The following is a 13476-nucleotide window of genomic DNA, read 5'->3' on the forward strand; positions in this document are numbered from 1 at the left end:
TCCAGGGACTGGCGCCGCAGATCGAGCCGGCCTGCAGCACCATGGGGTCCAGTGCCTGCAAGGTTGCCTGCAGCGGCAGCACGATGAACGGGATCATGATGTAGGTCATGCCGATCACCACGCCGGTCAGGTTGTGCACCATCTCCAGTGGCTGGTCTATCAGCCCCAGCGCCATGAGTGTCTTGTTGATCACCCCTGAATCCTGCAGCAGCACCAGCCAGGCGTAGCTGCGCGCCAGCAGGCTGGTCCACATCGACAGCAGCACCAGGTTCAGCAGCCAGCGGCCCCAGCCGCGCGGCATCAGGGTGATGACCCAGGCCAACGGAAAGCCCAGCAGCACGCTGAGCAGGGTGACGATGCCGGCCACCGAGAAGGTGTTGAGCAGCACCCGGGTATAGGCGTCGTTGGCGAACAGCTGCGCGTAGTTGCCCAGCCCCGGTTGCGGCTCCAGCACGCCACGCAGCAGCAGGCCCGCCAGCGGTGCCAAGAAGAACACCCCGAGAAACAGCGTGGCCGGCCACAGGTACCCTGCCCCGGCCCAGCGCGCACGCCGGGCCGCCTTGCGCTCGCCAGCGCGCTGCGCGCCGGCGGCCTGGCCGGCGCTGGCCGGCATCGCGAGCTTCACTTGACTAGCCATTCATTCCACCGTGCTGCGATCGCGGGACCATTCTTCGCCCAGTAGGCCAGGTCAAGGTTGATCTGGTCCTTGGTATGGGCAGTAGGCAGATTGGGCGCCATCTTCGGTGTCAGCAGCGCCAGGCTGTCGACGTTGACCGGGGCATAGGGAATGGAGTTGGAGAAGTCGGCCTGAGGTTTGGCGCCGGTGGCGAAAGCGACGAATTTCATGGCCGCATCCTTGCGTTTGGCGCCTTTGGGAATGACCAGGTAATCGGCCATCACCAGGTTCTGCTTCCAGTTCATGGCGACCGGTGCGCCATCGTCCTGCAGCGCCAGCACACGGCCGTTCCAGAACTGCCCGATGCTCGCTTCACCCGACGCCAGCAGCTGCTGGGACTGGGCGCCGCCGCTCCACCAGACGATATTCTTCTTGATGCTGTCGAGCTTCCTGAAGGCCCGGTCGAGGTCCAGCGGATAGAGCTTGTCGGGGGTCACGCCATCGGCGAGCAGGGCCACCTCCAGCGCGCCGGGGCTTGGCCAGCGGTACATGGCGCGTTTGCCCGGGTACTTCGCGGTATCGAACATTGCCGCCCAGTTTTCCGGGGCCGTCGCACCGCCGAGCTTGCTTTCGTTCCAGCCGAGCACGAAGGAATAGAGGAACGCACCGACGCCATGGTCGTTGATGAAGTGCGGGTTGATCTTGTCGCGATCCACCTGGGTGAAGTCCAGCGGTTCCAGCAGGCCTTCGCTGGCCGCGCGCAGGGCGAAGTCGCCTTCCACGTCGACCACGTCCCACTCGACATTGCCGCTCTCCACCATCGCTTTGAACTTGCCGTAGTCGGTCGGGCCGTCCATGACCACGTCGATACCGGCGTGTTGCTTGAAGGGTTTGGCCCACGCAGCGTTCTGCGCGTCCTGGGTGCCGCCGCCCCAGCCAACGAAACTGATGGTTTCGCCGGCGGTGGCATGAGCCACGCCAAAGGCCAACAGACTCGCGGTCAGTGCCGCTATGGCTTGCTTCTTGAACACCATGGTACGCCCTCGCTCTTGTTCTGATCGCGCGGGCCGTACGCCCGCGACAGTGTTGGGGTAGCAGTGATCCAAAGGACTCAAGTGTTGCGTGTTGCCGTTGTTGTTATGTTCGCGTCGCTCACTGCGCGCCGTTGTCCTCCACGGCCGCCAGCAGGCGGTGCCGTACGGCTTCAGGAATTGCCTGGCTGGTGCGGGACTGGTTGTCGAAGAACACCTCGACGATGTCGCAGGTCGCGACCGCTTCACCATTGGCGGCGTTGGACATCCGCAGGTGCAACGTGGCGGACTTGCCGCCCACACGCCGCACGCTGGCGTGAATCTCAAGGCTGGTGCCGGCCTTGGCCTCGGCGAGAAAACCGGTTTTCATCTCGGCGGTCACCGGGATCACCAGCGGCTCACCCGGTACCGGCGCCTGGACGCCGAAGCGACTCCAGAACAGGAACACCGCGTCGTCGAACATCCCCGCGTAGTGGCGGGTGTTCATGTGGCCGAAATGGTCGCAGTGCCACTGGTGGACCACCGCCGAGCTGATGTGCAGTGCAGGCATCTTCACCCCCGCGACAGCGATTGCTGGTACGCCGTGCCGCCGGCCAGGCCGAAGATCTCGCGCGCCTCGTCGGAGGTGGCGACATCACAGCCCAGGTCGCGGATGATGCGGCTCGCACGCTCGACAAGCTGCACATTGCTGGCGAACACGCCGCGCTCCAGGTAGATGTTGTCTTCCAGCCCCACCCGGCAATGGCCGCCCATGACCGTCGACAGCGCGACCATCTGCATCTGGAAGCGCGACACGCCGAAAGCGCTCCAAGTGGCGTTTTCGGGCAACAGGTCACGCATGTACACCAGCGTGCGGGCGTCGGCCGGCGCCGACCATTTGACCCCCAGGCACAGCTGGAACAGGGCCGGCGAGTCGATGTGACCGTCCTCCATCATCTTGCGCGCCAGCAGGATGTCGCCCGGGTTGAACACCTCCAGCTCAGGACGCGTGCCGTATTCCTTGATCAGGTGGGCCATGTCCTTGAGCTTGCCGGGGGTGTTCATGAACACGCAGTCCGGGGCACCGGCGATGCCGCCTTCCAGGTTCATGGTGGTGATGTCGAGGGTGCACATTTCGGGACGGTTGCCACGGACGTGCGCCACCCGCTCCAGCGCACTGCCAACGTCGGTGCTCGGATGCGCCAGCGCTTCGTTTTCAGGCTCGGGCACGAAGGTGCCGCCCATGCCGGTGGTGAGGTTGATGACCACGTCGGTATTCTCGGCGCGGATGCGCTCGACGATCTCCTGGAAGATCGCCGGTGAGCGGTCGCCCAGGCCGGTCTGCGGATTACGCCCGTGGATGTGCACGATGGCGGCGCCCGCCTTTGCGGCATCCAGGCAGTTGCGGGCGATCTGCTCCGGGGTGATCGGGTAGTCGGGGAACTTCGGATTGAGCGGGCCATCGCCGGTCACGGCACAGGTCAGTACGACTTTGCGTTTCATCATGACTCCTCAGGTTCGGTAGGGTTTCAGCGGGCCTGTTCCTGGCGTCGCTGGTTGTCTACATCACGCATCGCGCCCAGGATCGCCACCAGTTTCTGGTCGCGCTCGTCGCGCAGCGTGGCGTAGTCGCGGTCGGCGATTTCTTCTTGCAGCGCCTCGACCAGCTGGTCGATGGCCTGGTCGGTCAGCCGTGGCTGGCCAAGGTCGTCCCACCATTGGTGGTAACTGTCGCGGAACTGCTCGCAGTAGGCCCGCAGGCCCGCCTCGCCGCCGCCGAGATTGAGCAACAGGTGCGGCCCCATCACCGCCCAGCGCAGGCCGGGGCCGGCACGCACGGCGGTGTCGACGTCCTTCAGGCTGGCCACGCCATCGAGCACCAGGTGAATGGCTTCGCGCCACAGGGCCGCCTGTAGCCGGTTGGCCACATGGGCCAGCACTTCGCGCTTGAGGGTGATGACCTCCTTGCCGCAATGCTCGTACAACGCCGTGGCGGTCGGCAGCACGTCGGCCGCGGTGCGCTCGTTACCGTAGAGCTCGACCAGCGGGATCAAGTGAGGCGGGTTGAACGGGTGGGCGATGATGATTCGCCCCGGCGCCTGCCATTGCGCCTGCAGGTCGGAAAGTTTCAGGCCGGACGAACTGGTGGCGACGATGGCGCTGGCCTTGAGCAGCGGTTCGATCTCGGCGTACAGCGCCTGCTTGGCCGCCAGGCGTTCCGGGATGCATTCCTGGATGAAGTCCGCGTCGTGCACGGCGTCGGCCAGGGTGTCGCAGACCTGCAACAGCGGCTGTGTTTCAGAGGTGGCCAGGCCGAGGCGGATCAGTGTCGGCTTCACGTTTTCCCAGAAATCGGCCATCTGTTGCTGGGTGCCCGGACGGGTGTCGTACAGGCGCACGTTGTATCCGGCTGCGGCGAACAGCGCCGCCCAGCTGCAGCCGATAAGGCCGGCACCGATGACGGCGACAGTCTGGACGGTTGTTGTCGTTGGCATGTCAGTCATCTCATCGCCTCTTAGATCAGTGATATCTGATCAGATATCGTGAAATGACGTTAGGCCAGATTTCTGGTGGCGGCAATGCTGAAGCGGCGAGGGGGTCGTAAATGGTGTGGATGTGTCGCTTTCAGATGGAGCTGTGAAGGGGACTGGCGGCAGAGGGTCGCAAACATACCAAAAGTATCCTACCATTGGTATGTTGCGTTGCGCTCCAGACGCGCTTCCTGCTCCAAGTGGGAATCCAACACTTATTCTGTTGCTCAAGAGGACTCCAATGAAGCTCTACTACAGCCCTGTCACCTGCGCACTCTCTCCTTATATCGTCATGCTGGAATCCGGCCTGGAGCATGAACTGGCGGTGGTCGACCTGAAGACGCTTACGCTGCCTGACGGCACCGACTTCCGTGCAATCAACCCACTGGGCTACGTGCCCTTCCTTGAAACCGCCGAAGGCCAACCTTTGGCCGAAGGCGTGGCGATCATCCAGTACATTGCCGACCAGGCACCCGAGAAACACCTCGCGCCCGCCAACGGCACGTTCGAGCGCTATCAGTTGCACAGCAGGCTCAACTTCATCGCGACCGAGCTGCCGAAAAACTATGACTACCTGTTCAGCTCGACCGCTTCGCCAGAGACCAAGGACAAGGCCGCGCGGGCACTGCGCAAACACTACGCCTTCATCGAGAACATCCTGAGCGGGCAGCCGTACTTCAATGGCGAGCAGTTCAGTGTGGCCGACGCTTACCTGTTCACGGTGACCCGCTGGGCGACGCTGGTGGACTTGGACCTGTCCGAATTCGTGACCGTGCAAGCTTATATCGCACGACTTGCAGAGCGCCCCGCCGTGCGCGCGGCGCTCGAAGTCGAGTTATCCTCTCGGGTCGGTGCAACCTGCGGGGCCTGATTCGTTACGGATGCGTAGCGGGTCGTGGCAAGGGGCCCATTCTCCTTGCCACAGAAAAATCAACTACCGTCTCCGGCACTGACCGGCACATGCTGAACAGGAGTACGCCATGCATGCACTGATCGTCATCTCTCATCCCGCGCAGGACTCGCTCACCCACCAGGTGGCCGCGGAACTCGCCAAGGGCATTGCCGGCAACGGCGCGCACCATACGTTCGAAATCGCGGACCTGGCGGCCGAGGGCTTCGACCCCTCGTTCAGCGCCCACGACCTCGAGCAGTTCCGCCACCCGACACAACCTGCCGCGGACATCCTGGCCGAACAGGCGCGCCTCGATCGTGCCGATGCGCTGGTGTTGGTGTACCCGGTCTACTGGTGGTCCTTCCCCGCCCTGCTTAAAGGATGGATCGACCGTGTATTCACCAACGGCTGGGCCTATGACGAAACGAGCGGCGGTTTGCTGCAGCGCCTGCCCGTGCACCTGATCGGCCTGGGCGCGTCAGGCAAACCCACCTACGACAAGCACGGCTATAGCGCCGCCATCAAGACGCAGATCGAACACGGGATTTTCAACTACTGCAGCGCTCCGGTAGCATCCGCCACCTTGTTGACCGAAGCCGACAAAGGCTTCCCGCAAGCGCATTTCGAGACAGCCGGCCAGATTGGCCGGGACCTTTTCAGCCAGACCGTTCAGGAAACCCGATGAGCACGCCTGCCGCCGTCACCTTCCCGCCCCGCAGGAGTTGAGCCATGTCCACCCCCCCTACCCTCGCCGCGGACACGCGCAAGCGCATGACCAAGGAGCAGCGGCTGGTGCAGCTGCTGGACGTTGCCCGGCAACTGGCCCACGAAGAAGGCACGGATGCGTTGACCCTGGGCCGCCTGGCCGAGGCTGCCGGCATCACCAAGCCGACCGTCTATGACCATTTCGGTACCCGCCAGGGGCTGCTGGCCGCGCTCTACCGCGATTTCGACGTGCGCCAGGGCCAGATCATCGACGCGGCCCTGGCCGCCAGCGGTCACAGCCTCGAGGACAAGGCCTGCGTGCTGGCACGCAGCTACATCAAGTGCGTCCTGGCCGAAGGACGGGAGATTCCAGGCGTGCTGGCGGCCCTGGAAGGGTCGCCGGAACTCACGGTACTCAAACGGCAATGCCAGCAGGACTGCCTGGAAAAATACCGCCTGGCGCTGGCCCCCTTCAGCGGCCCGCAGGGTCTGTCGCTGGCAAGCCTGTGGGCCATGCTTGGCGCGGCCGACACCCTTTCGGGCGCGGCCGTGTCCGGCACCATCACCCACGACCAGGCCTGTGACGAGCTGTATGTGCTCATCCTCTCGATGGTTCAGCGCAGCACCGCATGAGGTGCGCGGGCGGTACTGCAGCACTGCATGGCGCGTGCTGGCCGCGCGCCTTATCTGGCCCGGATCGAATACAGACCCGCAAGCAGGATGACCCCACCACCACACAGGGTATACACGCCTGGAATTTCACCAAACACCACCAGCCCGACGATAGCGGCAAACATCAGTAGGGTGTAGTTGAACGGTTGTAAAACAGTGGCAGGCGCATACGCCAACGCCATGATCAGCAACAAATGCCCTGCCATACCCGCCACCGAGTAGGCACTCAACCAGAGCCACTCAACCAGCGAGGGTGAGCGCCACGCAGGGATTCCCAAGCATGAAGTGGCCACCACGCCGACGATTGCCATATACAGAACATTCGTGGCGAACGTGTCGGCCCGCCCGACCTTGCGCGAGAGAATGTTATACATCGCGAACACCAACGCGGCGCACAAAGGCACCAGGGCGATGGCATTGAACACATCAGCCCCGGGTCGCAGAATGATCAGCGTACCGATCATACCCAGTACGGTAGCCGCCCATTGTCGAATACTGACAGACTCACCCAGCGTCCAGCGGGCCAACGCCAGGGTAATGAGAGGGAATACCGCAAACAGCGCATGACTCTCGGCGAGCCCCAGATACCGCAGCCCCCATCCGAACAGCAACGCCTCAGCCACCGCCAGCAGCGCCCTGACCACCTGGAACATGGGGTAGGCGCTGCGTGCAGCCTCACGAAAACCTGACCTGACCGCGATGTAGATCGCGACAAACGCGAAAAACACCCAGTACCGAATCATCAGCAACTGCGCGACAGGAAAGTCTTTCACCAGAAACTTGGTAATACCGTCCTGCGCGGCAAACACCAACATGGAAAGCAGGCACAGAAGAACACCGCGGCGAATGTGCCTGTCATCTCCACCACCGATCACACCGCCACTCTTTATGCCCACGACATACCGCCCGGTAATGAAAACAGGACATTATCTGCAGGCCGCAGGACACGGGATGTAACGGCTATGACACATTACCGTTCAACACAGACCCGCCACATCAACACCGCTTGCCTCACTCTTGCGGCATCTCGAACGGCCAGTCCGCCCGGGCGGGTGAGCATGATCCGGGCCGACACTGGCTCACCTGGCGATCAGGCTCTCATCCCTGCTCTTCGCTATTGGCCCAGCCAGGCAATGGTGAGCGATTCGGGTACTTTTTCGTCTCTGCCGCAGCCGCCCCGTGAGGCTGGACCAGGTAGTACAGAAGCCCTGCGAGTGATAGCCCGGCGATCCAGCTGACGTCGGCGCCTATCAGCTGGGCGAAATAACCTTCAAAGAATGAAAGCTTCATGAAAGGCACAGTCCCCAGCACGGAGACTGCGTACGCGAACATTGTCCTGCCGTTCCATCGACCGTACTGCCCTCGCGCATCATAGAGATCCCCGATATGGTATTTGCCCCGCCGAATGAGGTAATAATCGACCAGATTGATTGCGCTCCATGGAATCAACAAGTAGAGCTGGCCGATCAGTATGTCCGCGAAGAACGTATCGAAATGGTATTGGGTCCGCGTGGCGATCCAGCATGCCAGCACTGAAAGCGTCGCCATCACCAGCGCCTTCATACCGGGTCGAATCTGCTGGAGACGAGCAAAACCGCTGAAGATCGTGGTGGACGACATGTAGGCGCTATACAGGCATAACACGTTGTACTGAATGACACCGAGCACCACCACCATCAGTGCGATATAGGCCCACGGGCCGAACAGGTCGGCGATGGCAGCGCCCGGGTCCATGTCAAGCGCCGAAGGCACCACCGAGGCGAGCAACGCCCCAAGGCCCATCATCCCCAGCGAACCCAGCGCGCAGCCGAAATAGGTGGTCCAGAACGTATCCCGAGTGCGGACATCGGCAGGCAGGTAGCGCGAGTAGTCCGCGACATACGGGCCATACCCCAGCGTCCAGGACGCGGCCTGGGCGATGACCAGATTGAATGCCGGCCCGGAGAATCCGCCGGGTGGGCTGTGCAGCATATCCATCGAGCTGGCGCGGATGAGTATGAGTACCAGCGCCGTACCGAATACGAGCGTCGACAGCAACGTCATCCAGGCGGCCATCCGGTGAATGAGCTCATACCCGACGACACCTATCACGAACGTCATGACACCGATGAGCAGGATCGCCTGGTTGTCCGTGACCGGCAGCAGCGACTTGAGCGTATCGCGCATCAGCACACCGCTGGCCGCCATGAACAATACCGCTGCCGTGACCATCACCAGCAACGGAATGGCGGCGCCGTGCACACCGAACTGCGCGCGGCTCTGAATCATTTGCGGTACGCCCAGATGAGGCCCCTGGGCAGAATGCGCGGCCATGAAAACCGTGCCGATCATGCTGCCGATGAGCAACCCGAGCAATGTCCACATCAGGCCGAGCCCGGACGCAATGCCCAGCGTGCCAATCATCAAGGCGGTCACCTGCAGATTGGTGCTGAACCACACCGTGAACAGCCGACGCGGCCGGCCGTAGCGCTCGCCATGGGGCACGAACTCGATACTGCGTTTCTCGACTTTCATTTTTTATCCTTGTTATAAGGCAAGCCTTGTCACGGGCAGGATCAACCGAGTTGTTCAACACAACCCGTGCAAGTTGGCCGCACGCTTCACCGCGCTCAACAGGACCCCGGCTGCCAACCTGGCCGACGGACGCTTTTGGGCCCAGGCTTGGCGGATGGATTTTTTCATGGCGCCACCTCCGCCTTGACCTTCGCCAGCCCCGGTTGACCTTCCCAGGTGGTTACGCCTGCCAGCCAACCGTCAAGCACCTGCGGGTTTTGCTTCAACCATGCCCTGGCAGCGTCTTCAGGTTCCATGTTCTCGTACAGGATCGAGCCCATGATGTGGTTCTCCATGTCCAGGGTGAAGCTGAGGTTTTTGAGCAGCTGGCCGACATTCGGGCACTCGTCGGCATAGCCCTTGCGGGTACTGGTGTACACCGTCGCGTCGCCAAAGTCGGGGCCGAAATAGGCGTCCCCGCCGGTGAGGAATTTCATCTTGAAACGTGTGTTCATGGGGTGCGGTTCCCATCCCAGGTACACGATCGACTGATTGCGGCGCTGTGCCCTCTCCACCTGCGCCAGCATCCCCGACTCACTCGAGGCGACCACCGTGAACCCGGCGTCCTTCAGGCCAAAGGCGTTTTCGCTGATCGCCTTGAGCACCGCGTTGTTGCCGCCATCGCCCGGCTCCAGCCCGTAAATCTTGCTGCCCAGGCCCTCCTTGAACCTCTGGATGTCGGCAAAGTCCTTCAATCCCTGGTCCCACAGCGTCTGCGGAACGGCAAGCGTGTATTTGGCGTGTTGCAGGTTGACGCGAACGATGTCGATCGAACCGGCGTCCCGATAGGGTTTGAGGTCAGGCTCCATGGTGGGCAACCAGGTACCCAGGAACACGTCCATGTGCTTGCCTTCGGACAAGGCCTTGAAAGTCAGTGGCACACCGACCAGCGTGGACTTGGTCTGATAACCCAGGCTCTTGAGCAATGTGGTGGCGATGGCTGTGGTGGTCTGGATATCGGTCCAGCCGGGGTCGGACATCCGTACCAAACGACACTGGGAAGGTTCTGCGGCGTAGGCATTTACGGACAATGCCAGGGCGGTGCACAGGGTTACGCGAAGTGCAGTTCTCATGACGCAAGATCCTCTCTGTGGCAGCTATGGAAAGCGGCAGTTCTTGTTTTTCAGAGGCGAAGCGGTCTTGTTGTTATGTGCAGCAAACGCAGTGTTCCTATCGACGAAGCCCGATGACACGACCGCAATATCCCGGCCGAGGCAGCGTTTGGTGAGAGGCGAATATCTGGCTGATCCTTGCCTCGACGGAACTCGCGAACTTGGCGGCGCGACCGGCCTCGGTGGCAATATTCATGAGCATCTGTTCGCTGACTGCCAACAACTCGCCGTCCTTGGGCCGGTACAGGTGGTGGACGATCTGCAGCCGCTTGCTGTCATGGTCGATTATCTGGGTGAAGACCTGAACCTGTTCTCCCAGCCTGGTTTCGCTCAGGTAGTTGATGTGAGCCTCCAGCGTGTACAGGGTGTGCCCGTACACCGCGCGGCCATCGGCATCCAGGCCGATATGATCCATCAGCGCATCGGTCGCATGGCTGAACAGCAGAAAGTAGAACGCATCGCGCAGGTGGCCGTTGTAGTCGATCCAGTCTTCAACGATCGTGGCCTGGTGGATCAGCAGAAGGTTGTTCACGAGCAAGTCCTTCCAGAAATCATGGGTACGCTTCAGAGATCGAGCACGAGGGTTTGCGAAAGCGAGCGGGATACGCAAATCATCATCACATCGTTCTTCTTGCGCTCGGCGGCTGTCAGCACGCTGTCGCGATGGTCTGGGGTACCGTCCAGGACGCAGATTTCGCATGAAGCGCATGTCCCTTCGCGGCAAGAGCTTTCCACCCGAAGGCCATTCGCCTCGAGCACCTGAAGAATGCTTTGGTCCTCGGGCACCTCGAAGGATTTTCCACTTCGGGCCAGCTGGACGGTGAACGTTGTGTCCTTCGCGCAGCCTTTGGGCTCCTTGGGGGTAAACCACTCGAAATGCACCTGCTCGTCCGGGAAGCCGCCTGCCGCCGCTTCGACGGCAAGCATCAGCGGCGTCGGCCCGCAGGTATAGAAGTGGACGTTCGACGGCTGCTGGCTGATCGCCGCCGTGACGTCGAACAGACCCCCGGCTTCATCATCAGCATGCAAGGTGACCCGATCGCCAAAGGCCCGAAGGTCTTCCAGGAAGGCTGCCCGCTGACGACTGCGCACCAGGTAATAGAGGTGCCAGGGGCGCTGGTTGGCGACACACCACTGGATCATCGCCCAGACCGGCGTGATACCAATGCCGCCGGCGAAAAACACAAAGCCCGACGCGTCTTCTTCCAGAGGGAAGTTGTTGCGCGGTGGGCTGACCTTCAGCGTATCGCCAACCCTCAAGGACTGGTGTACGTGCCGGGAGCCCCCACGGCTGATGGGCGACAGGCCCACGCCTACGCAGTAGCGGTGAGTCTCGCGTGCGTCGTTGCACAACGAGTACTGGCGCACGATATCCCCGGGCAAGTGCAGTTCGACATGGGCACCGGGCTTGAACGGCGGCAGCGCGTCTCCGGCAGGAGCGCGCAGCTCGATGACCATGACGCCTTTGGCTTCGGCAATCAGGTCGGTTATTGTCAGGTTCAGTACTTCATCAGGCATGGCACACCTCACGCAACGGCAAATCGGCCCAGGGCGCTTGCTGCCCCGGGCCCAGAACAGCGCCCTGAACTCAGCGGCGGCGCAGCGGCGCGGTCGCCTTCAACATGTGAGTGATCAGTTCATCCCGGTGTGTCGCAAGCGCTGCCCAGCTGTTGTCCCCAGCTTCCTGGTGAACACCCTCCACCAACATCGCAGCCGTCTCGGTGTCGAGACGAGGATCCCCCAGGTCATCCCACCAGCCGTGGAAACTCTCGGTGTATTTCTGGCAGAAGGAACTCAGGCCTTCCGACCCGCCACCCAGGTGGAACAGCAGAGTGGGTCCCATCGCCGCCCAACGCAGACCTGGGCCGGCCCACACGGCCTTGTCGACGTCCTCGACACTGGCAACGCCGCTTTTGACCAGGTGAATGGCTTCGCGCCACAGCGCAGCCTGCAGACGATTGGCCACATGGCCGCGGACTTCGCGGTTGACGCGAATCGTGACCTTGCCGACCAGCTCGTAGAATCGCTCCGCTTGCTCGACTACGCCGGCGGCCGTCCTTTCATTGCCCATCACCTCGACCAGTGGGATGAGGTGAGGCGGGTTGAAGGGGTGTCCCAGAATGAACCGCGAAGGGTCTTTCCAGCCGGCCTGCATCTCGCCCAGCCGCAAGCCGGAGGCCGACGACGCCACGACAGCGCCAGGCCTGAGTGCGGCTTCGAGCTTGGCGAACAACTCGTGTTTGATCGCGATGCGCTCGGGTACGCTTTCCTGCACGAAGTCGGCGTGTTGCACCGCGCTGGCGATATCGGCGTGGAAACTCAACTGCCCCGGTTCAGCGTCGGCCAGGCCCAGTTCGCGCAGGGTCGGCCAGGCGTTGTCGATATACGACCGTACATCAGCCTCCATCGTTGGAGAGGGATCGTACACAGCAACATTGCGACCCGATGCCAGAAACAGCGCCGCCCAGCTCGCGCCGATAACCCCAGCACCAATCACCGCCACATTTTGAAATTCAGTCATCAGAAAAACCTCGGTTGTAAAGGAGAAGCACTGGTCAGGCCACCATCAACAACAAAGCACTGCCCGGTAATGAAACGCGCCGCATCGGACGCGAGCCAGGCCACGGTTTCGGCAATATCCTGGGGTTGGCCAAATCGGCCGGCGGGGTGTCGAGCCAGGGCGTCGGCCTTGGCCTTGGCCGGATCGCTGGCCGTCGCGAACGCGTCGTGCGCCATGGCGGTCATGATCCAGCCTGGGCTGACCGCGTTGCAGCGCACCTTCGGGCCATGGTCGACGGCGATAGACCGGGTCAGGCCATGCACGAACGCTTTCGAGGCGTTGTAGACGGCCATGGCCGGATCGGCGGCAAGTCCTGATATCGAGCCCAGGTTGATGATCGAGCCACCCTCTTCGAGCAGGCTGGGCAGCGCCGCGCGACACAGGTTGAAGGTGCCACGGGCGTTGATGCCCATGACCTCGTCCCATTCGGCATCGGTGGTCTGGAGCACTGTTTTTTCAAGCTGCACGCCCGCGTTGTTGACCAGGACCCCTACCCTGCCGAAGCGCTGCTCGGCACACTCCACAAGATGCCGTGCGTCAGCAGGCCTGGACACGTCCGCCTGCACCCATTCAACACAAGGGTCGAGCTCACGTGGTCGCGCACCGCGGCCACAGGTGACCACGGGGTGGCCCTGGGCGACGAAGGTCTCGACGATTGCCAACCCGATGCCCCGGCTGCCACCGGTTACGATAACGACAGGTTTGTTCATCGCCGATCACCCATGTGCCAGCATCACGTGGCGCACGCTGGTATAAGCGTCGAGCGCAAATACCGACATGTCGCACCCATGGCCCGAGCCCTTCATCGCCGCCCAGGGCATCTCC

Annotated in this window: 15 protein-coding genes; 3 read left to right on the forward strand and 12 right to left on the reverse strand. The window is 62.3% G+C overall.

The genetic code is table 11. The features are described from left to right. From VJS90_RS20870 to VJS90_RS20890, 5 genes are all read right to left on the reverse strand, one after another. A partial coding sequence (locus VJS90_RS20870; RefSeq protein ID WP_414704968.1) for an ABC transporter permease occupies nt 1–637 on the reverse strand: 637 nt, incomplete at its 3' end. After that, nucleotides 622–1650 (reverse strand): polyamine ABC transporter substrate-binding protein, encoded by a 1029-nt coding sequence (locus VJS90_RS20875; RefSeq protein WP_324123526.1) that lies wholly within the window; start codon nt 1648–1650, stop codon nt 622–624. The genes VJS90_RS20875 and VJS90_RS20870, both read right to left, overlap by 16 nt. 118 nt (nt 1651–1768) lie before the next feature. Then, on the reverse strand, nt 1769–2197 hold the full coding sequence (locus tag VJS90_RS20880) for a thioesterase family protein (protein ID WP_324123527.1): 429 nt from the start codon (nt 2195–2197) through the stop codon (nt 1769–1771). Between the two features lie 2 nt (nt 2198–2199). Further along, nucleotides 2200–3129 carry a 3-keto-5-aminohexanoate cleavage protein gene (locus VJS90_RS20885; protein ID WP_324123528.1) on the reverse strand — a complete coding sequence of 310 codons (930 nt, stop codon included), beginning with the start codon at nt 3127–3129 and terminating at the stop codon, nt 2200–2202. 26 nt (nt 3130–3155) lie between these two features. Beyond that, a complete protein-coding gene (locus VJS90_RS20890) occupies nt 3156–4121 on the reverse strand; it encodes a 3-hydroxyacyl-CoA dehydrogenase NAD-binding domain-containing protein (RefSeq protein WP_324123529.1) in 966 nt (321 codons plus the stop codon). Nucleotides 4122–4398: 277 nt separating this feature from the next. Here VJS90_RS20890 and gstA point away from each other — a divergent pair, with 277 nt between their 5' ends. The 3 genes from gstA to VJS90_RS20905 all read left to right on the forward strand — a co-directional run bounded on the left by gstA (nt 4399) and on the right by VJS90_RS20905 (nt 6387). Continuing rightward, nucleotides 4399–5028 (forward strand): glutathione transferase GstA, encoded by a 630-nt coding sequence (gene gstA / locus VJS90_RS20895; protein ID WP_324123530.1) that lies wholly within the window; start codon nt 4399–4401, stop codon nt 5026–5028. 109 nt (nt 5029–5137) lie between these two features. Further along, on the forward strand, nt 5138–5734 hold the full coding sequence (locus VJS90_RS20900; RefSeq protein WP_324123531.1) for an NAD(P)H-dependent oxidoreductase: 597 nt from the start codon (nt 5138–5140) through the stop codon (nt 5732–5734). 44 nt (nt 5735–5778) lie between these two features. Beyond that, nucleotides 5779–6387 (forward strand): helix-turn-helix domain-containing protein, encoded by a 609-nt coding sequence (locus VJS90_RS20905; RefSeq protein WP_324123532.1) that lies wholly within the window; start codon nt 5779–5781, stop codon nt 6385–6387. A 50-nt stretch (nt 6388–6437) separates the two neighbouring features. Here the strand turns inward: VJS90_RS20905 and VJS90_RS20910 are convergent, their stop codons facing one another. The 7 genes from VJS90_RS20910 to VJS90_RS20940 all read right to left on the reverse strand — a co-directional run bounded on the left by VJS90_RS20910 (nt 6438) and on the right by VJS90_RS20940 (nt 13361). Beyond that, the gene (locus tag VJS90_RS20910) at nt 6438–7301 is read right to left on the reverse strand and encodes a DMT family transporter (RefSeq protein ID WP_324123533.1); all 864 of its coding nucleotides are present in this window, start codon (nt 7299–7301) and stop codon (nt 6438–6440) included. Nucleotides 7302–7524: 223 nt separating this feature from the next. Continuing rightward, nucleotides 7525–8940, reverse strand: coding sequence for a purine-cytosine permease family protein (locus VJS90_RS20915; RefSeq protein WP_324123534.1), 1416 nt, complete (start codon nt 8938–8940; stop codon nt 7525–7527). Between the two features lie 164 nt (nt 8941–9104). Then, complete coding sequence (gene choX / locus VJS90_RS20920; RefSeq protein WP_324123535.1) at nt 9105–10052, reverse strand: choline ABC transporter substrate-binding protein; 948 nt, start codon at nt 10050–10052, stop codon at nt 9105–9107. Nucleotides 10053–10149: 97 nt separating this feature from the next. Then, entirely contained in the window at nt 10150–10623 is a 474-nt protein-coding gene (locus VJS90_RS20925) for a thioesterase family protein (protein ID WP_324123536.1), read from the reverse strand. Between the two features lie 32 nt (nt 10624–10655). Next, nucleotides 10656–11609: a PDR/VanB family oxidoreductase gene (locus tag VJS90_RS20930; protein ID WP_324123537.1), complete on the reverse strand. Its 954-nt coding sequence runs from the start codon at nt 11607–11609 to the stop codon at nt 10656–10658. 70 nt (nt 11610–11679) lie between these two features. Continuing rightward, complete coding sequence (locus tag VJS90_RS20935) at nt 11680–12612, reverse strand: 3-hydroxyacyl-CoA dehydrogenase NAD-binding domain-containing protein (protein ID WP_324123538.1); 933 nt, start codon at nt 12610–12612, stop codon at nt 11680–11682. Further along, nucleotides 12612–13361, reverse strand: coding sequence for an SDR family oxidoreductase (locus tag VJS90_RS20940; RefSeq protein ID WP_324123539.1), 750 nt, complete (start codon nt 13359–13361; stop codon nt 12612–12614). Before VJS90_RS20940 ends, VJS90_RS20935 begins: the two co-directional genes overlap by 1 nt. Between the last annotated feature and the right edge of the window lie 115 nt (nt 13362–13476).

The sequence above is a fragment of the Pseudomonas sp. genome (genome assembly GCF_035277045.1).
GTDB lineage: Bacteria > Pseudomonadota > Gammaproteobacteria > Pseudomonadales > Pseudomonadaceae > Aquipseudomonas.